24 protein-coding genes are annotated in these 19,803 nt (G+C 69.7%); 14 read left to right on the top strand and 10 right to left on the bottom strand.

Features of this window, described 5'->3' with window-relative positions; all coding sequences use genetic code 11:
• Positions 1-11 precede the first annotated feature (11 nt).
• Positions 12-479, top strand: coding sequence for a hypothetical protein (locus tag ACFWNN_RS05965; RefSeq protein WP_382438732.1), 468 nt, complete (start codon positions 12-14; stop codon positions 477-479).
• Here the strand turns inward: ACFWNN_RS05965 and ACFWNN_RS05960 are convergent, their stop codons facing one another.
• Positions 480-2,453, bottom strand: a complete 1,974-nt coding sequence (locus tag ACFWNN_RS05960; protein WP_382438731.1) for a WD40 repeat domain-containing serine/threonine protein kinase — start codon at positions 2,451-2,453, stop codon at positions 480-482.
• Positions 2,454-2,576: 123 nt separating this feature from the next.
• Positions 2,577-3,200, bottom strand: coding sequence for a class I SAM-dependent methyltransferase (locus ACFWNN_RS05955; RefSeq protein WP_382438730.1), 624 nt, complete (start codon positions 3,198-3,200; stop codon positions 2,577-2,579).
• Between the two features lie 70 nt (positions 3,201-3,270).
• Here ACFWNN_RS05955 and ACFWNN_RS05950 point away from each other — a divergent pair, with 70 nt between their 5' ends.
• Both ACFWNN_RS05950 and ACFWNN_RS05945 read left to right on the top strand, forming a co-directional pair.
• A complete protein-coding gene (locus tag ACFWNN_RS05950; RefSeq protein ID WP_382438729.1) occupies positions 3,271-4,191 on the top strand; it encodes an AraC family transcriptional regulator in 921 nt (306 codons plus the stop codon).
• A gap of 75 nt (positions 4,192-4,266) precedes the next feature.
• Positions 4,267-4,758 (top strand): GtrA family protein, encoded by a 492-nt coding sequence (locus tag ACFWNN_RS05945; protein ID WP_382438728.1) that lies wholly within the window; start codon positions 4,267-4,269, stop codon positions 4,756-4,758.
• Here the strand turns inward: ACFWNN_RS05945 and ACFWNN_RS05940 are convergent, their stop codons facing one another.
• Both ACFWNN_RS05940 and ACFWNN_RS05935 read right to left on the bottom strand, forming a co-directional pair.
• Positions 4,759-5,004: a DUF2630 family protein gene (locus tag ACFWNN_RS05940; protein WP_382438727.1), complete on the bottom strand. Its 246-nt coding sequence runs from the start codon at positions 5,002-5,004 to the stop codon at positions 4,759-4,761.
• Between the two features lie 85 nt (positions 5,005-5,089).
• A complete protein-coding gene (locus ACFWNN_RS05935; RefSeq protein WP_382438726.1) occupies positions 5,090-5,434 on the bottom strand; it encodes a VOC family protein in 345 nt (114 codons plus the stop codon).
• Positions 5,435-5,635: 201 nt separating this feature from the next.
• On the opposite strand from ACFWNN_RS05935, the gene ACFWNN_RS05930 reads away from it, so the two are divergent.
• The 3 genes from ACFWNN_RS05930 to ACFWNN_RS05920 all read left to right on the top strand — a co-directional run bounded on the left by ACFWNN_RS05930 (position 5,636) and on the right by ACFWNN_RS05920 (position 7,536).
• Positions 5,636-6,490, top strand: coding sequence for a lytic polysaccharide monooxygenase (locus tag ACFWNN_RS05930; RefSeq protein WP_382438725.1), 855 nt, complete (start codon positions 5,636-5,638; stop codon positions 6,488-6,490).
• Positions 6,475-7,023: a DUF305 domain-containing protein gene (locus ACFWNN_RS05925; protein ID WP_382438724.1), complete on the top strand. Its 549-nt coding sequence runs from the start codon at positions 6,475-6,477 to the stop codon at positions 7,021-7,023. Before ACFWNN_RS05930 ends, ACFWNN_RS05925 begins: the two co-directional genes overlap by 16 nt.
• Before the next feature lie 72 nt (positions 7,024-7,095).
• The gene (locus tag ACFWNN_RS05920; RefSeq protein WP_382438723.1) at positions 7,096-7,536 is read left to right on the top strand and encodes a hypothetical protein; all 441 of its coding nucleotides are present in this window, start codon (positions 7,096-7,098) and stop codon (positions 7,534-7,536) included.
• 39 nt (positions 7,537-7,575) lie between these two features.
• On the opposite strand, the gene ACFWNN_RS05915 is transcribed toward ACFWNN_RS05920, so the two are convergent.
• A complete protein-coding gene (locus ACFWNN_RS05915) occupies positions 7,576-8,259 on the bottom strand; it encodes a M15 family metallopeptidase (protein ID WP_382438722.1) in 684 nt (227 codons plus the stop codon).
• A 217-nt stretch (positions 8,260-8,476) separates the two neighbouring features.
• Here ACFWNN_RS05915 and ACFWNN_RS05910 point away from each other — a divergent pair, with 217 nt between their 5' ends.
• Positions 8,477-8,848, top strand: coding sequence for a VOC family protein (locus tag ACFWNN_RS05910; protein WP_382438721.1), 372 nt, complete (start codon positions 8,477-8,479; stop codon positions 8,846-8,848).
• Here ACFWNN_RS05910 and ACFWNN_RS05905 read toward each other — a convergent pair.
• Positions 8,845-9,174 carry an STAS domain-containing protein gene (locus tag ACFWNN_RS05905; RefSeq protein ID WP_382438720.1) on the bottom strand — a complete coding sequence of 110 codons (330 nt, stop codon included), beginning with the start codon at positions 9,172-9,174 and terminating at the stop codon, positions 8,845-8,847. The two genes, ACFWNN_RS05910 and ACFWNN_RS05905, sit on opposite strands and share 4 nt — an antisense overlap.
• Positions 9,175-9,370: 196 nt before the next feature.
• On the opposite strand from ACFWNN_RS05905, the gene ACFWNN_RS05900 reads away from it, so the two are divergent.
• Positions 9,371-10,294 carry an anti-sigma factor RsbA family regulatory protein gene (locus ACFWNN_RS05900; protein ID WP_382438719.1) on the top strand — a complete coding sequence of 308 codons (924 nt, stop codon included), beginning with the start codon at positions 9,371-9,373 and terminating at the stop codon, positions 10,292-10,294.
• Here ACFWNN_RS05900 and ACFWNN_RS05895 read toward each other — a convergent pair.
• The 4 genes from ACFWNN_RS05895 to ACFWNN_RS05880 all read right to left on the bottom strand — a co-directional run bounded on the left by ACFWNN_RS05895 (position 10,282) and on the right by ACFWNN_RS05880 (position 13,268).
• Complete coding sequence (locus ACFWNN_RS05895) at positions 10,282-10,749, bottom strand: general stress protein (protein WP_382438718.1); 468 nt, start codon at positions 10,747-10,749, stop codon at positions 10,282-10,284. The genes ACFWNN_RS05900 and ACFWNN_RS05895 overlap by 13 nt on opposite strands.
• A gap of 37 nt (positions 10,750-10,786) precedes the next feature.
• Positions 10,787-11,092: a hypothetical protein gene (locus ACFWNN_RS05890; RefSeq protein ID WP_382438717.1), complete on the bottom strand. Its 306-nt coding sequence runs from the start codon at positions 11,090-11,092 to the stop codon at positions 10,787-10,789.
• Positions 11,093-11,182: 90 nt separating this feature from the next.
• Positions 11,183-11,359 (bottom strand): hypothetical protein, encoded by a 177-nt coding sequence (locus tag ACFWNN_RS05885; protein ID WP_382438716.1) that lies wholly within the window; start codon positions 11,357-11,359, stop codon positions 11,183-11,185.
• 130 nt (positions 11,360-11,489) lie between these two features.
• Positions 11,490-13,268, bottom strand: a complete 1,779-nt coding sequence (locus tag ACFWNN_RS05880) for a hypothetical protein (protein ID WP_382438715.1) — start codon at positions 13,266-13,268, stop codon at positions 11,490-11,492.
• A gap of 136 nt (positions 13,269-13,404) precedes the next feature.
• Here ACFWNN_RS05880 and ACFWNN_RS05875 point away from each other — a divergent pair, with 136 nt between their 5' ends.
• The 6 genes from ACFWNN_RS05875 (at position 13,405) to ACFWNN_RS05850 (ending at position 19,797) form a co-directional block, all read left to right on the top strand.
• Positions 13,405-14,394: a LacI family DNA-binding transcriptional regulator gene (locus ACFWNN_RS05875; protein ID WP_382438714.1), complete on the top strand. Its 990-nt coding sequence runs from the start codon at positions 13,405-13,407 to the stop codon at positions 14,392-14,394.
• Positions 14,395-14,410: 16 nt separating this feature from the next.
• A complete protein-coding gene (locus ACFWNN_RS05870) occupies positions 14,411-16,006 on the top strand; it encodes an FAD-dependent oxidoreductase (RefSeq protein WP_382438713.1) in 1,596 nt (531 codons plus the stop codon).
• Between the two features lie 111 nt (positions 16,007-16,117).
• The gene (locus ACFWNN_RS05865) at positions 16,118-17,218 is read left to right on the top strand and encodes an ABC transporter substrate-binding protein (RefSeq protein WP_382438712.1); all 1,101 of its coding nucleotides are present in this window, start codon (positions 16,118-16,120) and stop codon (positions 17,216-17,218) included.
• The gene (locus tag ACFWNN_RS05860) at positions 17,215-18,102 is read left to right on the top strand and encodes a carbohydrate ABC transporter permease (RefSeq protein WP_382438711.1); all 888 of its coding nucleotides are present in this window, start codon (positions 17,215-17,217) and stop codon (positions 18,100-18,102) included. The genes ACFWNN_RS05865 and ACFWNN_RS05860 overlap by 4 nt, the downstream gene beginning before the upstream one ends.
• On the top strand, positions 18,092-18,910 hold the full coding sequence (locus ACFWNN_RS05855) for a carbohydrate ABC transporter permease (protein ID WP_382438710.1): 819 nt from the start codon (positions 18,092-18,094) through the stop codon (positions 18,908-18,910). Before ACFWNN_RS05860 ends, ACFWNN_RS05855 begins: the two co-directional genes overlap by 11 nt.
• Positions 18,907-19,797, top strand: coding sequence for an alpha/beta hydrolase (locus ACFWNN_RS05850; protein WP_382438709.1), 891 nt, complete (start codon positions 18,907-18,909; stop codon positions 19,795-19,797). The genes ACFWNN_RS05855 and ACFWNN_RS05850 overlap by 4 nt, the downstream gene beginning before the upstream one ends.
• Positions 19,798-19,803: the final 6 nt, after the last annotated feature.

Below are 19,803 nucleotides of genomic sequence, written 5' to 3'. Positions count from 1 at the left end.
GTTCACCGATCATGGATGACCTTGTGACGTTCATGAAGGAGCGCAAGCGCGCCGACGAGGCGGCGGCGCGGCTGTGGGCCGAGCGGGCCGCGACGATCTCGGAGTGGGGACGCAAGGTGGTGGTCCTGCTGACGAACCACCAGATCCCCGCCGAGCACACGCTGAACGACCGGGTCGGCGACCAGAAGGTCCGCATCGCGTCCGGCTGGCTGGTGCTGACCACGAGGACGCCGAGCGCGACCCACCCCGGTGCGTTCAAGGAGGCCGGGATCCTGCTGACCCCGGCCGCCGAACTGTGGCAGTACGACACCGACTGGACCGTCTCCGCCCGCCTCACGCCGACCATCCCGGCGTTCCGCAGCGCGGAGGGAGCCGTGCTGAAGGCGCGGTGCGAGTGGATCCTCGACAACGTCATCGAGGCGTTCGCGGACACGCTGGAACGCCACGGCATCGACGTCTTCGAGCTGGAAGGCCTCTAGTCAGAGCTTCCAGATCCGGACGATCTTGTCGTCGCCGCCCGCCGCGATCCGCTTGCCGTCCGGCGAGAACGCCACGGCCTGGATCTGCCCGGCCGCCCCGATCACGGTGGCGCGGATCTTCTTCGTCTCCACGTCCCACAACTGCACGAAGTTGCCCTGTCCCCAGGCCGCGACCGTGTCACCGTCCGGGTGGAACAGCGCGCTGGACAGCGTGAGGTCGTCGTCCGCGCGCAGGAACACGGCCTTGCTCTGGCCGGACGCCACGTCCCAGAGCTGCATGCTGTTCTTGCCGTCGCCGTCGACGACCGCGAGGGTCTTGCCGTCGGGCGAGAACGAGCCGCCGTCGCCGGTCGAGTCGTTGATGGTCTTGACCGTCTTGCCGGAGGCCGGGTCGACGATCCTGATCTCCTGGTACTTGCTGCCCGCGTAGGCGAGCAGCTTGCCGTCCGGGCTGAACGACAGCTCACTGCTGCCGCGCACCTCGTTCAGGCCGATCTTGACCTTGCGCGTGGCCACGTCCCAGACCTGCGTGCGGCCGGTGTGGGTGACGCCGACGAGGGTCTTGCCGTCCGGGTGGAAGCGCAGGGTCTTCATGATCGAGCGGCTCTCGTCGAGGCCGCCGATCATCGAGCGGTCGGCCATGTTCCACAGGTACGTGGTGAAGTCGCCGGTGCGGTTGCCGCCCGCCGCGAGGATCTTGCCGTCCGGGCTGATCGCGACCGCGGTGGCCGCCGCGCCGCCGGGGCCGGACGGCAGCTGGACGGTGCCGACGACCTTGTTCGTGGTGGTGTCCCAGATGCGGACCAGGTCGCCGCCGTCGCCCAGGCCGTCCTCGGCGCTGGCGAGGAACTTGCCGTCCGGGCTCCAGGCGATGGACGCGATCGCGTCCTTGTGGTCGACGAACTGGACGTGCTCGGCGATCTCCTTCGGCGTGCCCGGATCGGCCTTGGTGCTGGTCGGGGACTGCTCGGAGCCGCCCTCCTTGTTGGAGGCCGCCTTGTTGTCGTTGGTGGACGGCAGCTGGGCGCCCTCGCCGTCGGTGTTGCGCGAGGTGATCCACCACGCGGCGCCGCCACCGATGGCCGCCACCGCGCCGATGCCCGCGAAGAGCGCCGTGCGCCTGCTGACGCTGGACTTCGGGCTCGCTACGACCGGCAGCACGACCGGGGCGCCGGCGAGCATCGCGAGGGCCTGGTCGACGGTGGCGCGTTCGGCGGGGTTCTTCCGCAGCAGGCCGCCGAGCAGCGACGACAGGTGCCCGGCGCGTTGCGGGGGCGGCGGTTCCTGGGTGAGCAGCATCGACAGGGTCGTCATGAAGTCCTGGCCCTGGTACGGCGGCCTGCCCTCGACCGCGGCGTACAGGGTGGCGCCGAGCGACCACAGGTCCGTCGCCGGGGTGATCGGCGCGCCGGTGCCCTGCTCGGGCGCCATGTACGCGGGCGTGCCGACGATCGACCCGTCGGTCGTCAGCGGCACGTCGCCGGTGAGCCGGGCGATGCCGAAGTCGGTGATGACGACCCGGTCGCCGGACAGCAACACGTTGGCGGGCTTGAGATCGCGGTGCACGATCCCGGCCTGGTGCGCCACCCGCAACGCGCTGAGCATCGACGTGGCGATGTACGCGACCTGGTCGGGAGGCAGCGCGCCCTGGGTCTTGATCAGGTCGGAGAGCGACCCGCCCCGGACGAACTCCATGACGATCATCGGGGTGCCGTTGTACTCGACGACGTCGTGCACGGTGACGATGCCGGGGTGGTTCAGCTGGCCGGCGAGCTGCGCCTCGCGCATGGCTCGCTGGCACAGCACCGCCCGCTGCTGCGCGTCGAGACCGGCCGGGAGCAGCAGCTCCTTGATGGCCACCTCACGGCCGATGACCTCGTCACGGCCGAGCCACACCCGGCCCATGCCGCCGGTGCCGATCACCTGAACGAGCCGGTAGCGCTGTGCCACCAGACTTCCCGTCGCATCTGTCACGGCGGGCAGCTTAGAGGGGAGAACGCGCTCTCACGTCGGTAACCGGAAAGTTCGTGATCCATTGGATCCGTTGGGAGCAAAGCAACATCGTGCCCAATCAATCGGTCGACAATGGACCTGTCCCTAGTGGACTCTCGCGACCTCGATTCCTATGGTGCCGAACATCCGCAACTTGCGCAGCACGGTGGGCTCCGCGGTGAACCCGGCCGCCTCGATCCGCTGCCGGACGGCGTCGCCACCGTGGTGGTGACCGGACTCCCCGTGACCGTGGCCGTGCCCGTGGGACGCGAGGTCAGCGAGCACCAGGACGCCGCCCGGCTTCAGCACGCGGCGCACCTCAGCGAGCATCTCGTCCTGCGAGCGCGAATCGAGGTGGTGCAACATCAGGCTGGAGAAGACGACGTCGAACGAGTCGTCGGGGAACGCCAACTCCTGCGCGAACCCCCGGTCCAGCCTGGCGTTGGCGCGCCGGAGCTTCCGTTCGGCGCGTGCCAGCATCTTCAGGTCGGGGTCGACGCCGACGAGTTCGACGCCCGCGTGCCTCTTCGCCGTGGCGCGCAACAGGTTCCCGGTGCCGCAGCCGACGTCGAGGACGCGCTGACCGGGTTGCGGGCGGGCCAGGCCGACCATCTCGGCGTGGACGCGACCGAGCGAGGACACCCGGTGCAGGAGGTCGTAGAAGGGCAGCAGGTAGTGCTTGCCCATACCGGGCAGGTAGTCGCGCTCCTGGGACGATTTTTCGGCCATGCGTCCATCCTGCCTCCCAGCACACACTGATTTCTGTGCCGATCCGTGGTTTGAGTGGGATGATTTGACGGTGCGCACCCGACGAACGCGGATGACCGGCGACGAGCCCGCGAAGTACGCCTGGCGACCCGCTCCCGGCGAGCTGTCGGTGGCGGTCGTGCCGCTCGGTCACGGCGTGGAGGTCGACGGCGCGCACGAGGCCCACTCGCACGACTTCCCCGGCATCGCGTACTTCGAGACGTCCGGCGGCGTCGTGCGGCACGGCCGTCAGGTCCGCCACGTCGAGGCGGGCGACCTGTTCGTCATCGCGCCCGGCGACGTGATGGGCCGGGCCCGCAGCGACGACCTCCTGGGCGCGCGGGGCTGGGGCGTCTTCTTCACCGCCGACGTGCTGAGCTCCGACACACCCGGCACGCACCTGGCGTGGCGCACGCACCCGCTGCTGTTCCCGTTCGTGCACGGCGGCGCCACCGGTGCGTTGCGACTCAAGGTGCCCGCTCCCGCACGCGCCGAGTGGGCGGCTCGGGTCGAGGCGTTGCACGACGAACTGTCCCAGCGCCGCGACGGCTACCGGGAGGCCGTGTCGGCGCACCTCACGTTGCTGCTGGTCGGGGTGTCGAGGCTGGCCGCGGACCTGGTCGGCGACCTGCGCGAGAACGCCGAACCGCTGCTGGCCGCGGTGTTCGACGTGATCGAGCGCCGCTACCCCGAACCGCTGTCGCTGCGCGAGGTCGCCGCCGCCGTCAGCATCTCCCCCGGCCACCTCACGTCGACCGTGCGTCAGCGGACCGGTCGCACCGTGGGCGAGTGGATCACCGAACGCCGGATGGTGCAGGCCAGGCGTCTGCTGGCCGTGACCGACCTCCCGGTGGGCGACATCGGGCGCCAGGTGGGCATCCCGGACGCCGGCTACTTCGCGCGCACGTTCGGCAAACTGCACGGAATGAGCCCCACGCGTTGGCGGCGGTTCAACCACCTGAACACCCGCTGAACACCTGTGGTCGGCCTGTCGATCACCAGGCGTTTCGTCGCTTTCGTCCCTCTCGGACGTGGCACTGTCGTGACCATGACCGGCGGGACGCCCACCACGCACGAGAACGACCGGGACCTCGGCACGAGGTTCCACGACCGGATGGAAGTCGTGGTGAGGTGGCTGCCGTTCGGCCTGTCCCGCGTCGTCGCGCCGAGTTTCCTCGGGTTCGCCCTGATCAACGGGTTCACGTTCGGCATCGACCTGCTGCTGCTCACGCTGTTCCGCAGCGGCCTCGGCCTGCCGGTCCCGATCGCGTTCACGATCGCCTACGTCCTGGCGTTCGGCCTCAGCTTCGTGCTCAACCGGGCCCTGAACTTCCGCTCGCACGCGCCGGTCGGCCCGCAGGCCGGGCTCTACGCCGTCGCGATCCTGATCAACTACCTGGCGTTCATCCTCGGGGTCGGCAGCGCGCTGACCGAGTTCGGCCTGCAGTACCACCTGTCCCGCATCGCCGCCGGCGCGTGCGAGGCCGCGTTCATGTACAGCGTCATGCGCTGGGTGATCTTCCGCGACACGAAGAACTGACTACTGCAGGTAGCCCTCGACCTCGCCGACCGAGCGGGCGGGCACGTCCTCGGCGTCCTCGCCCAGAGACCGGGCCGAGCGGCGCCGCCGCAGCAGGTCCCAGCACTGGTCGAGGGCCTCTTCGAGCGACCGCAGCCGTGCGTGCTCCTCGTCCGTGGAGATCTCGCCGGACGCGAGCTGCTGCCGGAGCTCGTGCTCCTCGGCGACCAGCTCGTTGATGCGCCCCAGCACGTTCTCGTCGCTCATCTACGCCTGTCCCGTCTCGAAGCGGCTGACCTAGCCCGACTCTACGACGAACCGCCAGCAGGTGCGCATCTGGTCGCAGGAGGACTCAGGGCAGTGCGGCGAGCGAGAGGCTGTTGCCGTCCGGGTCGAGCACCTCGACGTGCTGCACACCGTTCGAATACGTCTCGACGGGATCGTGCGTCACGCCGTGCGCCGCGAGCCGCTCCAACGCGCCGCCCAACTCGCTCACCGACACCCCGAACGTGACCATCGAACCGCCAACGCGCGCCGATCGGACGTCACGGGAGTCGAGCACGACGTAGGCGTTCTCCCCCACCTGCCACAGGTGCTCCTCGCCGATGACCTCGTCCGCCGCCCGGCCGAAGAACACCCCGTACCACTCCAACGACCGCGCCAGGTCGCTCACGCACATCACGCTGTGCAGGTCCACGCTGCCCCACCCTTCCGGAGATCCGTCGTGCAGGCAGACCGTCGGTGTCCCCGGAACTCATCGCAGGGTGGGCGATTCGCCCGATTGGTCCAGCGAAATGGTTCAACCAATTGTTTACACTCGTGAACCAGGGCCGCCGACCCGTCACGCGACCGCCTCCCCAGGGAAGTGGTCGCCACCTCCGCCTGCCAGGAGGCGCTTGTGAAGACACGCACTCGGCTTGCCCTCGCGAGCCTGTCCGCCACCACCGCGATCGTCGTCGCGTTCATCGTTCCCACGACACCCGCGATCGCCCACGGCACGATGTCCGACCCGGCCAGCCGCGTCTACACGTGCAAGAACGAGGGTCCGGAGACGCCCAAGTCCGACGCCTGCAAGGCCGCCGTCGCCGCCGGTGGCACCCAGGCGTACTACGACTGGAACGAGGTCTCGCTGCTCGAGGCCGGCGGGCGCCACCGCCAGCTCATCCCCGACGGCAAGCTCTGCAGCGCCGGTCGTGACAAGTACCGCGGTCTCGACCTGCAACGCGCCGACTGGCCCGCCAAGCGGGTCTCGCCGGGCTCGCTGACCGTCACGTACCACGCGTCCGCACCGCACTCGAACAGCAACTTCGAGTTCTACATCACCAGGGACGGCTGGAACCCGACCATGCCGCTGAAGTGGTCGGACCTCGTGCACCTCCAGACGTTCAACAACCAGAACCCGTCCACGTTCACCAACTGGACGCTGAACCTGCCGAACCGCTCGGGCCGCCACATCGTCTACTCGATCTGGCAGCGCGTGGTGGGCAGCAACGAGGCGTTCTACACGTGCTCGGACGTCGACTTCGGCGGCGGCACCACCAACCCGCCGACGACCACGACGACGACCCAGCCGCCCACGACCACGACCACCACGACGCAGCCGCCGGCCGGTGGCACGTGGGCCGCGGGCACGACCTACTCGGTCGGCAACCGCGTCACCTACGGCGGCGTGAACTACGAGTGCCAGCTCGCGCACACCGCCATCGCCGGCTGGGAACCGCCCAACACGCCCGCCCTGTGGCGACGCCTCTGATGCGGTTCTTCCTGCTGCTGCTCGCCTTCATGGTGTCCGGCTGCGCTGCGACGCAGCCGGACACCGTGTTGCGCGGCGATCCGCTGGACGTGATGTTCCTGCAGATGATGCTCCCCCATCACCAGCAGGGAGTGGAGATGGTCGCGCTCGCGAAGGACCGCGCGCAGAACGAGGAGCTGCGCACGCTCGCCGTCGCGATCGAGCAGACCCAGGTCACCGAGGCCGACACGATGCGCGACTGGCTCACGTCGTGGGGCGAACCCCTGACGGCACCGCCCGACGCGCACACGGGCCACGGCGGCATGCGCGAGTCCGACCCCAAGGAGGTCGGGCGGCTGTCGGCGTTGCGGGGCGCGGAGTTCGACCAGCGCCTGCTCAACGTCATGATCGCGCACCAGGACGACGCCGTGCAGATGGCCCGCTGGGAGACCGGCAGCGGCGCGAGCCAGGAGGTGAAGGACCTCGCGGACCGCATCGACAAGTCGCGGACCGCGCAGATCGCGATGATGAAGGGGTTCCTCGACCGGGCGTGACCGGGTACCCCGTGGCGGACCTGGGAAGGCCGCCACGGGGCCGCCAAGGGCGTTGACGCGACGAGGTCGCTCATGATCGGTGTCTGCGACGATGTCCTGGTGAACATGTCGACCAGGAACCTGCGACTGATCGGATACTGGCTCGGTCCCGACACGCCTGGATGGCCTGACGTCCGGGCGTTCGTCGATCCGTCACCGGACGCCGCACAGCGCGATCGAACAGTCGCCTACCTTCGCTCCGGGACTGTGTTCGTCGCTGCCGCCGGCATGTCGTTCTGTCGCATCTGCGGAAGGGCCAACGGGAGTACGGAGCTGACCGATGGCGTGCACTTCGTCTGGCCTGAAGGGCTCGCCCACTACGTCGAAGACCACAACGTCAGGCTTCCGGCTGAAGTCACCGCGGCAATGACCGTTCCCCCACCACCCGTGGACATCGTCGAGTTCATGCACCTGCTCGGCACGAACGAAGTGACCATCGACGATCACTGGTGGCACGACATCAACGGACGATGAAGCCGGGCCGGTACGCGGCGACCGCTTCTCATGCTGCTGTCAGGGCTTTTCGAAGTGCTGGTAGTCGATCGGGGTGTCCCAGAAGCCGCCCCACGTCCAGCCGCGCGTGGTGAACGCCTGCTCGGTGGCGTCGCCCGCGTGGATCATGCCGGGCACGTTCTGGGTGCGGTCGACGTAGGGCGCGCCGTTGGGCGGATAGACCGCACCGCTGCGGGAGATGTAGGGGTTCTGCACGGTGTTGATGTCGATGGCCCGCCCGTAGGAGTGGTTGGACCAGGCGGTGCCGCCGGTGATCGGCCGGCAGTTGAACGCCGAGGTGTTGTTCGCCGCCATCGACGCGTCGTCGTCGGAGTTGTACTTCTCGATGGTCTCCATCCGCTGGATGGGGAACCGGCCGAAGTACAGGTCGGCGAACACGCGGGCGACCTCGGTGGCGAGATCGGCGTTGACGACCAGTTCGCCACGACGCACGGCACCGTCGAAGCCGACGAAGTTCAGGCTGACCAGCCGCAGCTGACCGGGTCCGACGGGGCAGCCTTCGCGCCAGCTGGAGGCGAGCCGCTTCGCGGTCACGGGTGTGATGACGGCGACGTAGGGCGGGAGGCCGCTGCCGGCCGGCGCGGCGAGTTCCACGGCCTGGGCGGTGGCGGCGGGCGCCGGCGCGGTGCTGACCAGGACCGCGGACAGCGTGAACGTGATGAGCGCAAGAACTCTGGTTATCAACCTCAAAGAACTTCCTCTCGATCTCTGCTATGACGTCCCAGCCGCGCGAAGAAGCCCTCGGGATCGACCCTGCCAGCGATGTGCGAACAACGTCAACTTCGCTGAGACGTTTCGACTCTGCCCAAAACCTCCGGTCGTGCGACAACCAGGGGCACACCGAGGCCGGCACGTGGGAGAAAGGACGCAAGTCCTTTGTGGACGAACTAGGATCACGCGCATGACTTCGGTGTTGCAGAACGTGGCGATCGACTGCGCGAACGCCTACGAGCTCGCGCTGTTCTGGAGCGAGGTGACCGGTCGCCCGCTGCACCCCGACGACAAGCCGGGCGACCCGGAGTGCGAGGTGCTGATGGCCGAGGGGCCGGTGCTGTACTTCAACGAGGTGCCGGAACCCAAGACCGTCAAGAACCGCCTGCACCTCTGCCTGCGCCCGGACACCACGCGCGACGAGGAGGTCGCGCGGCTGCTCGGGCTCGGCGCGACGTTCGTCGGCGACCACCGCAACCCCGACGGCTCGGGGTGGGCGGTGCTCGCCGACCCCGAGGGCAACGAGTTCTGCGTGCTGCGCAGCGCCGCCGAACGGGCTTAGGCGGGGACCTCCGGCGGGGTCAGCGCGTCGAGCACCGAGGACCGGACGCCCAGCACGCTCATCAGCTCCAGGGCCTGCAACGGGCGCAGCACCGCGGCGGTGTTCGCGACGACGATCAGCGCGCTGCCGTGGCGCAGGCACAGGTCCTGGTGGTCGAGCAGCACGCCGATGCCCTGGGCGCCGAGGAAGCGGACACCGCTCAGGTCCACGACGACGGGTGCGGGCGGGATGACCGCCGCGACCGCCTGGGTGAGGCACTCGGCCAGTTCGCCGGCCGTCGTGCAGTCGACCTCGCCGCCGACCCGGACGAGGATGGAGACGCCCACGCTTTCGCAGTTCGTGCGGAAAGGTACTTGTCCGTTGGGGAGCACGTGGCAACCTCCAGTAGGGACGGCACGCACGGCCGTCACCGGGGCTGGCTGCTCAACCCGCAAGAACCGTAGCGCACTCGGTGTGTGAGTGCCGTTCGCGTGACAGGTTCCCTCGGATGGCCCACGAGTTGCGCGCGTAACATCGGTCGCCGTGACCGGTTTCTTCCACGAGACCGCCTTCTACGGCTCTGACGACGAGTTCCTCGCCCACGCCGTGCCGTTCGTCGAGGGCGGCCTGCGCGCGGGCGAGCCGTCGGTCGTGGCGTGCACCGAGCGGAACACGGCTCTGCTGCGCGGCGCGCTCGGCGACGCGGCCGTGACTTACCTGCCGGGTGCCGACCAGTACTCGCGGCCGTCCGAGGCGATCACGAACTACCGCGCGCTGTTCGCCGAGCACACGGCGGGCGGGGCGCGGCAGATGCGCGTGGTCGGCGACGTGCCGCATTCCGGCGTGGGCGCGTGCTGGGACTGGTGGGCGCGGTACGAAGCCGCTGTGAACCGGGCGTACGCCGAGTTCCCGGTGTGGGGGCTGTGCCCGTACGACACGAGGACGACGCCGGAGCACGTGCTCGCGGACGTGCTCAGCACGCACCCGAACATCACCTCCGCGCCCGGCACGCACGAACCGAACCCCGGCTACCGCGAAGGCCTCGCCGCGTCACCGCAGGTCGTCGACCCGCTCGAACAGGGCTCCCCGCTGGTCGAGCTCTTCGACGTCTCGGCGGGCGCGGTGCGCGAGGCCGTCGGCAAGGCCATCGCAGCGCTGGACCTGTCCGAGGACGACGCGCACGACGTCGTCTACGCGGCCAGCGAGGTCGTCACGAACGGCCTGACGCACGGCGTCGCCCCGGTCCGGCTCCGGCTCTGGGCGGGCGGCTCGCGCGTGGTCGTGTCGGTGACCGACCAGGGCCCCGGCCCGTCCGACCCGCTGGCGGGGCTGATGCCCACCAGGGAGACGCTGTCGGCCGGGCTCGGCCTGTGGATCCTGCACCGCACGTGCGACTACGTGGCGATGGGCCGGGACGGCGACGGGTTCACCGTGCGGGTGAGCGTGGGCGGGTCTCAGAGCACGTAACGCGCGGCCTCGGCGGCCCGCTCCTTGTCGACGTGCACCTCGTACCGCCGCGCCTGCAACGTCATCGTGCTCGCGAAGTCACGGCGGCCGCGCGTGCTCCAGTGCGCCACGAACCCGAAGACGCCACCCCAGAACGCACCGGCGACGACGCTGACCGCCAGGAACCACACCCAGCCGGTGCCGGCCGTGAACAGCCCGACCAGCAGGCCGATGAACACACCGAACCAGGCACCGCTGATCGCGCCCAGCGTCGCCGACCGGCCACGGGTCAGCCGCCCGGTCACCTGCTCGACCGTCCGGACGCCCTCGCCGATGATCCGGACGCTCTCGACCGGGAACCCGTCGTCGGACATCCGGTCCACGAGCCGCTGGGCGTCGAGGTAGTCGGGGTAGCTCGCCAGCAGTGACGACTCGACCCTGGTCACTTCCTGGGGCACTTCGTGCTTGATGTCCACGATCACCGGTTACCCGCGCGCGGCGCCGTTGACACGATCAACTTCGCGCGGCTCCGGCCGGACGGGGCCTGCGGGACAGCAGCCGGTGGGCGACGGTCAGCAACGTCCGCGCCTCCATCCGCTCGCCGTAGCGCAGGTGCTCGTTCACGGCCTCGACGCAGTCCATGACCTGCGGTGACACCGACGCGTCCGCCGCCGTGCAGGCGTCCAGCGCCTCCTGGAGGCCTCTGCGGGCGTCGTCGGAGTCCACACCGGCCAGTGCGGAGCAGACCGCGTTGTCCAGGTTCTCCAGCGCCGTCGCGCGCACCTGACGGGACGCGGGCTCGTCGAGTTCGGTGGTCATCCTCGCCTGCCTTCACAGTCGGAATCCTCGCGCCGACTGCTTGACGCCCCACGCGAGACTACCCGCTTCGCGCGTCCTCGAACCGGGTCCTCACGACACCTGGCGCAGGTCCCGGTCGCTCGCGGCGAGGTGTTCCCACGTGCGGCCGCGCTGGCTCGGCGGCGCGGAGCCGTCCGCGGTGCAGATCGGGTACACCAGGCCGAAGGGAACCGGTTGGTCGAACTCGTCTCCGGTGTGGACGTCGACAAGGCGGCGCACGTGAGCCATCACAACCACTCCCTCGCGGGTGGTGCTCGGTGGGGACCAAATGGGCTTGGACCCACCGAATACCCCGTGACCAGCGCGGACATGCCTTGCGGCGTTGCGACATCAGGGTGAACCGAACGTCCACAGTGGACTAACGCACCGACACCACCAGGTCGAAGGTCCCGTCGTGCGGCACGGTCAGGACGTGCATCCGCCGTCCCGGATACGTGATCGTGGACGCCGGGCGCAACTGCGGCTCCAGCACCCTCCCCCAGTCGAACCGGATCACCGTCCGGCCGCGGGTGAGGGTGAGCCCGCGACCGTCGACCGCGACGGTGTCGGAATCCCGCACCACCAACGGAATCTGCTCCACCGCCGCCGACGTGGCGCGCACCGAGCGCGTGATCCGGGAGCCGACGGTCACGTCCGTCACCACCGAGCCGGACGGCGTGCGGTAGCGGAAGCGGTACGGCTCGCTGCCGAGGAACTCCGCCTGCTGCACGCCGTCGGAGTCCGGCTTCTGGCCGGGGAACACCGTGGCCCAGCACGCGTGGTTGTTGTTGTTCATCGACTGCACGAGCGTGCCCGCGACGGGATGCCACAGGAACGTCAGACCGGTGCGTGCCAACGAGGTCGCCCGGCGCGTGCCGAAGTAGCCGCCGACGTACCACCGCGGCCGCCGCACGAACAGGAAGTCCTGACCCTGGTCGCTGCGCAGTTCGGTGAAGTGCGCGCGCCGGTGCGGCAACCGCGCGATGGCCGCGGTTCGCTGCGCACGGCTCGGGTAGCGCTCGCCGTAGATCGCGTGCGCGAGGATGCGCGGCGAGGTGTCCTGCTTGGCCAGGGCGGGCACCGGCTCCGGGGACGAGGCCCAGGCCGTGCGGGCGGCGGCCAGGTCCTCGCGGCTCGACACGAACGCCGCCAGGCCGGCCACCTCGGGCACGAACTGGGCGTTCAGCGCCGTGCGCTCGGGGTCGGGGCGGACGTCGGCGTAGAACTTCGAGGACGTGCGCGAGTTCGGGGCGATGTTCGCGAACCAGCCGGAGCCGTCGGGTTCGCGCAGCAGGTTGTAACCGAGCCAGTCGGTGTACCGGCGCACCATGAGGACGAGGTTCGGGTCGCCGGTCTGCCGCCACGCGTCGGCGAGCTCCGGCAGCATCACCTCGAAGTTGTAGTTGGTGTCGGCGCCGGACTCCTCGTAGAAGAAGCCGGCCGGACTCTGGCCGACGACGGCGAGCCGCCGGAAGGCGTCGGTCAGCTGCCTGCCCAGGCCCGCGTCCGGGTCCTGGCGCAACGCGAGCGCGGACCCCGCGAGCCCGGAGGTGGTCTGGTTCGCCCAGGTCAGCGGCGATTGCCAGACCGTGGGGTTGGCCGGGTCGAGGAACCACGTCATCGCCCGGCACAGGGCGCCCGAGATCTGGGTCTGCCGCGCCGGCAGCACTCCGGAACGCCGGAGCAGGGCGTTCGTCTTGCTCAGGTAGCCCATCGCGAACCCCGTCGCGGCGAGCGAGTGCTGGTCGGGCGAGTACTCGGGCCACGAGCCGTCGGCGTGCTGGAGGCCCAGGTAGTGGCCGAGCCCGGCGTCCAGCGCGGCGAGCACCTCGGCGTCGCCGCGGTACGGGTTCCACGGGCGGGACTGCGTGGCGAACCACGCCAGCGTGTACACGTGCTCCTGGACGCGGGCGTTGTACGGCACGTTCGGGCTGCGCCACCAGCCTCCGCCGAAGAACCCGGCCGGGTTCATGTCGGCGACCATCGGCGCGACCAGCATCAGGTACTGCGCGAACCGCTGTTCGTCCGGCGCGAAGGCGCGGCGGTCCGGCGTCACGGGCGGGGGTGCGGGCAAGGCGAGCGCGGACGTGGGCAGAGCGGCGAGCAGTCCGGCCGCGGTCGCGCCGGTGATCAGGCTGCGACGGCTGAATGCGTTCACGGGCCTACCTCCTTGGCGGAGCACCCTCGCTCCCCCGCACCCGGCCCGTCAAGGTGCTAATTCGAATTATTACTGGGTTGACGGCGGCGCTGGTGCTGGCGCAGACTCCGTGCCAATTCGAATTGGCAGGTGTTCAATGGCCAAGAGGCTCACCCAGCAGGACATCGCGCGGATGGCGGGCGTCAGCCAGGCCACGGTGTCACTGGTGCTCAACAACCGGACCGACAGCGGCGTCCGTATCGCGGACGAGACCCGTGCGCGCGTCCTGGAGGTCATCCGCAGGACGGGCTACGTCGCGAACCCGATCGCGCGCCGCCTGCACGACCAGCGCAACCGCATCCTCGGCGTGTTCACCTACGAGGCCGTGTTCCCGAGCACCCGCGCCGACTTCTACCAGCCGTTCCTCGAGGGCATCGAGGAGCAGGCCGAGGAGGCGGGCTGCGACCTGCTGCTGTTCACGAGTGCCAAGGCGGCCGAGGGCAAGCGGCGGATCTTCAACGACGACAGCAGGATCCGGCTCGCGGACGGATGCGTGCTGCTCGGCCGCACCGTCGACCGCGACGACCTCGCGCAGCTCGTCGCGGAGGCCGTCCCGTTCGTGTCGATCGGCCGTCGCGACGACGCGGGCGGGCCGGTGCCGCACGTCGGCGCCGACTACACCGCCGCCGTGCGGGACCTGGTGGACCGGGCGGTCGCCCTGGGGCATCGGAAGTTCGCCTACGTCGGCGCAGGCACGGGCGCGGAGTCGTCGGCCGACCGGCTGCGTGGCTTCAAGCAAGCCGTTGCGGCGCATGGGGTCGACGGCACGCACGTCCAGTTCGGCGGGCTCGACCAGTTGCGCCAGAACGCGGTCACGTGCGTGCTCGCCGAGGAGGTCTCCGACGGCGCCGCGCTCGTCCTCGCCGCCCGCGAGCGCGGCCTGTCGGTCCCCGGCGACCTGTCCGTGCTCACGCTCGGGGCGGCCACCAGGCCCGCGCCGGACGACGTCGCACTGACCGGGTTCCGGATCCCGCGCCGGGAGATGGGACGGCGGGCCGTGCAGGCGCTGACCGAGGTGCTCGAACACGGCACCACCCCGCAGGAGCTGCTGGCCTGCGAGTTCGTCGAAGGCACCACGCTCGGCTGAGTTCTGGAGGAATCTGTTGTCCCACAACACTGACGTCGTCATCGTCGGCGGCGGGCTCGGCGGGGTCGCCGCGGCACTCGCGTTGCTGCGCGCCGGGCGCCGGGTCGTGCTCACCGAGGAGTTCGAGTGGCTCGGCGGGCAGCTCACCAGCCAGGCCGTGCCGCCGGACGAGCACAGCTGGGTCGAGCGCTTCGGCGTCACCGCGTCCTACCGGGCGTTGCGCGACGGCATCCGCGAGTACTACCGCCGCCACTACCCGCTGACCCCGCGGGCGAGGGCGTGGCGCGAGCTCAACCCCGGCGCGGGCAACGTCAGCCGCCTCTGCCACGAACCCCGCGTGGCCGTCGCCGTGATCGACGAGATGCTGGCGCCGTACCGGGGCTCCGGCCGCCTCACGGTCCTCCAGCCCGCCCGGCCGGTCGCGGCCCGCACCGACGGCGACCGGATCGTGTCGGTCACCGTCGAGCACAACGGCACGCAGATCGAACTGGCCGCGCCCTACATCCTCGACGCGACCGAGACCGGCGAGCTGCTCCCGTTGTCCGGCGCGGAGTACGTCACCGGCTTCGAGTCCACACTGGACACGGGCGAGCCGAGCGCGCCCGAGACCGCGCAACCGGCGAACATGCAGGCGATGTCGGTGTGCTTCGCGATCGACCACGTCGACGGGGACCACACCATCGACCGGCCCGAGCGGTACGGCTTCTGGCGCGAGTACCAGCCCTCGTACTGGGGCGACCGGATGCTGTCTTTCCGCTCCCCCGACCCGCGCACGCTCAGCACCGCCGAGCGCACCTTCACGCCGAACCCGGACGACGACCCGCTCGCCGTCCTCTCCGACCAGCGGCTGAGCGCGGGCGACAGCAACCTGTGGACGTTCCGCCGCATCGCCGCCCGCCGCAACTTCGTCGACGGCGCGTACGAGAGCGACATCTGCCTGGTGAACTGGCCGATGATCGACTACTTCGAGTCGCCGGTGATCGACGTGCCGGACGCCGGGCACCACATCGCGGCGGCCAGGGAACTGTCGAAGTCCGTCCTCTACTGGCTGCAGACCGAGGCGCCACGGCCGGACGGCGGCACCGGGTTCCCGGGGCTGCGGCTGCGCGGCGACGTCACCGGCAGCGCGGACGGCCTGGCGCAGGCCCCGTACATCCGGGAGTCGCGGCGGATGCGGACCGAGTACACGATCGTCGAGCAGGACCTGTCGCTGGCCGTGCGCGGCGACAAGGGCGCCGTCCAGCACGCCGACGCCGTGGGTGTGGGCATGTACCGCATCGACCTGCACCCGTCGACCGGCGGCGACAACTACCTCGACGTCGCGAGCTGCCCGTTCGAGATCCCGCTCGGCGCGCTCATCCACCGGCGCGTCGAGAACCTCCTGCCCGCGGGCAAGAACATCGGCACCACCCACATCACCAACGGTTCCCACCGGCTGCACCCGGTCGAGTGGAACGTCGGCGAGGTCGCGGGCGCGCTCGCGGACTTCTGCCTGGCGCACCGAGTCACCCCTCGCGCGGTGCGCAACACCCCCGGCCTGCTCGCGGACTTCCAGCACCGGCTGGAACGCGACGGGGTCGAGCTCCGCTGGCCGGACGTGTCCGGTTACTGAAAGCCCAGGGAGACAACGATGTCCAGGCTTCTCGCACTTGTCGTCACAGCTCTCATCGCGTTGACCGCGTGTAGTGGATCTTCGGCTCAGTCAGGGCCGAAATCGCTGCGCATGACCGTGTGGACCGCCAATGAGGCGCATCTCAAGCTGCTCAACGAGATCGCCACCGAGTACAAGGCGGCGCACCCGGACGTCACCGAGATCAAGTTCGACTCGATCCCGGCCGACGGCTACACCACGACCCTCACCACGCAGATCGCCGGCGGCAACGCCCCGGACCTCGCGTGGATCCTGGAGGAGTCCGCGCCGGACTTCGTGTCGTCCGGCGCGCTCGCGCCGATCAAATCCAAGGTCGAGAAGGCCGACGAGCTCGTCCCGTCCGCCACCAAGCTGTGGGAGAAGGACGGCGAGCTCTTCGCCTACCCGTTCTCCACCTCGCCGTTCGGCCTGTTCGTCAACACCGACCTGGTCGAGGCCCTGCCGGCGACGTGGGACGAGGCGGTCGCCGCGTCCGCCGGCAAGAACCTGGTGCTGCCGGACTTCAAGTACCAGAACTGGGCCGTGCTGTCGGCGATCTGGCGCGGCTGGGACGCGAACGCGTGGAGCGAGGACGGCAAGCAGTGCGGGTTCGCGAGCGCGGAGATGAAGGACGCCATGACGTTCATCCACAAGGCGATCTTCACCGACAAGGCGATCCCCGGCCCCGGCACGACCGTGGACTTCTTCGCGGGCAACGCGGCGATGGCCATCAGCCAGATCTCGCGGGCGGGTGCGTTGAAGGACGCCAAGTTCGGCTGGACGCTGCTGCCGTTGCCGAAGGGCCCGAAGGGTGACTACGCGGTGATCGGGCAGGCGGGCGTGGGCGTGCTGAAGCGCTCGAAGAACGCCGAGGCCGCCGCGGACTTCCTCGGCTTCTTCACCAACGCGGCGAACTCGGCGAAGCTCGCCCAGTTCTTCCCGCCGGTCCGGCAGTCGCTGCTCAACGCCGACACGCTCGCCAAGAGCAACCCGCTGATCAAGCCGGAGCAGCTGCAGTCGGTCGTGATCGACGGCATCAGCAAGGGTGTGGTGAAGCCCAGCCACCAGGGCCAGGAGGAGCTGAACCAGACGATCCGCGCGGCGCTCGACCCGTTGTGGAAGCCGGACGCGAACGTCGCGGAGGTCCTCGACGGCGTGTGCGCGAAGATCAAGCCGCTGCTGGAGCGCTCGTGACGTTCTGGACGTATCGCAGGCGCGACAACCTGGTCGGCTACCTGTTCGTCGCGCCTGCTCTGCTCGGCAGCCTCGCGTTCGTGCTGATCCCGCTCGGCATGGTCGGCTGGTACAGCCTGAACGAGTGGAACGTGCTCGGCGGCACGTTCGAGTTCATCGGCGGCGAGAACTACCAGCGTCTGCTGGCCGACGAGAAGCTGCGCGACTCGCTCGTCGCCACCGCCTGGTTCGCCGCCGGCCTCGTGGTGCTGAACCTGTCGCTGGCGTTGCTGCTCGCGGTGCTGCTCAACCAGAAACTGCGCGGCACCACGCTGTTCCGCACGTTGTTCTTCTCCCTCGTGCTGGTGTCGCTGGTCGCGTGGACGCTGGTGTGGCAGCTCATGCTGCAGCCGGAAGGCAGCGTGAACGACCTGCTCGGCCTGGTCGGCGTCGACGGCCCGAACTGGCTGCGCGGCGAGTCCTCGGCCATGGTGTCGGTGATCGTCGTGCAGGTGATCAAGAACGTCGGCCTGAACATGGTGCTGTTCCTCGCTGCCCTGCAAGGGGTTCCGGCCCCGCTGTACGAGGCGGCGAAGATCGACGGCGCGGGCGCGTGGACCCGGTTCACCCGCATCACCATCCCGTTGATCAGCCCGACGATCCTGCTCACGTCGATCATCACGATCGTCGGCTCGTTGCAGGTGTTCGCGCAGATCGCGGTGCTCACGCAGGGCGGTCCCGGCACGTCCACCACGGTGTTGATCTACTACCTGTACCAGCAGGCGTTCCAGTTCCACCACTTCGGCTACGGCGCGACGATTTCGGTGCTGCTGTTCGTCATCGTCGCCGGGCTGACGCTCGTGCAGTGGCGGATGCGCCGGAAGTGGGTGCTCCATGAGTCGTAAGGCCTGGCTGTACGGGTTGCTGTGCCTGCTGTGCGTGCCGTTCGTGTTCCCGACGTGGTGGATGGTCACCTCGTCGATGAAGCCGATCTCTGAGATCTTCTCGGAGTCGTTGCTGCCGTCGGAGTGGACGTTCTCGACGTACGAGACCGTGTTCAAGATGCAGCCGTTCGGGCAGCAGTACTGGAACAGCCTCTACATCGCGGTGATCGTCACCGTCGGCACCATGGCCGTCGCGGCGTTGGCGGGCTACGCGTTCGCACGGATCAGGTTCCCCGGCCAGAACGCTCTGTTCGTCGTGGTGCTGACCGGCCTGCTCATCCCGAGCGAGGTGACGATCGTGCCGTTGTTCCAGCTCTTCCAGTCGCTCGGGATGACGAACACGCACTGGCCGTTGATCATCGTGCCGATCTTCGGGGCGCCCTGCGTGCTGGCGATCTTCATCATGCGCCAGTTCTTCCTCGCGCTGCCGCCGGAACTGGAGGAGGCAGCGCGGATGGACGGTCTGGGGCGTGCCGGGATCTTCTACCGAATCGCGCTGCCGCTGTCCCGGCCTGCGCTGGGCGCGGTCGCGATCTTCACGTTCCTGCACTCGTGGAACCTCTACCTGGAGCCGATCGTCTACCTGTCCACTCCGGACATGTTCACGCTGCCGCAGGCGCTCACCCAGTTCGTGGACATCTACGGTGGGCCGATGTGGAACGTCCAGCTGGCCGCCGCGACGATGACGGCGGTGCCGATCCTGGTGGTGTTCGTGGTGGCGCAACGGCAGTTCATCGAGGGGCTCGCGCACACGGGCGTGAAGGGATGATCGACCCGGAGATCGCGGCGGCGATGGACTTCTCGGTGCCGCCGCTGACGCCGGACCGCATTCCGTGGCGCCGGGCGAACGGCCGGGTGGTCACGGATGCCGACCTGTCGCGGGGTGGGGCGGTGGTGTTCAGCGAGGAGGACGCGGACGGCGTGCCGGTGCTGGTCCTCAGACCTGCACACGGCTCGCTTTCCGCTCCCCTCCTGCACATCCACGGCGGAGGCATGGTCGCCGGAACCCGTCGCTCCGACCTGCAGGCCCTCTCGGAATGGGTGGCGGAGCTGGGCGTCACCCTGGTCTCCCCCGAGTACCGGCTCGCCCCCGAGCACCCGCACCCCGCCCCGGTCGAGGACTGCTACCGCACCCTGACCTGGATGGAACGCACCGGCTTCGGCACCCCGATCATCGCCGGCACCTCGGCGGGCGGAGGGCTCGCGGCGGCGGTGACGCTGATGGCGCGGGACCAGGGCGGACCGGCGATCCGCGGCCAGCTGCTGATGTGCCCGATGCTCGACGACCGCTGCGAAACGCCCTCCAGCCACCAGTTCCTGGAAGGCACGACCTGGGTCCGCACGTCGAACCTCACCGGTTGGACGGCGTTGCTCGGTGAGGCGCGCGGCGGTCCGGACGTGTCGCCGCACGCCGCTCCGGCTCGTGCCGCCGATCTCGAAGGCCTGCCCCCGACCTACCTCGACGTGGGCTCGGTGGACGTGTTCCGCGACGAGGTGGTCACCTACGCGTCCCGGATCTGGCAGGCGGGTGGGGACGCCGAGCTGCACGTCTGGCCGGGCGGTTGCCACGGGTTCGACCAGATCGCGCCGGCGGCGGCCCTGTCCCACCGAGCCCGGGCCACGAGGATGGCGTGGCTGCGCCGGGTGCTCGCGTGACGGGGC

It is taken from the genome of Lentzea sp. NPDC058450 (assembly GCF_042721395.1).
In the GTDB taxonomy this organism is placed as follows: domain Bacteria; phylum Actinomycetota; class Actinomycetes; order Mycobacteriales; family Pseudonocardiaceae; genus Lentzea.
Note: the sequence above shows the minus strand (reverse complement) of the source record. Positions and strands in the feature narration are given on the sequence as shown.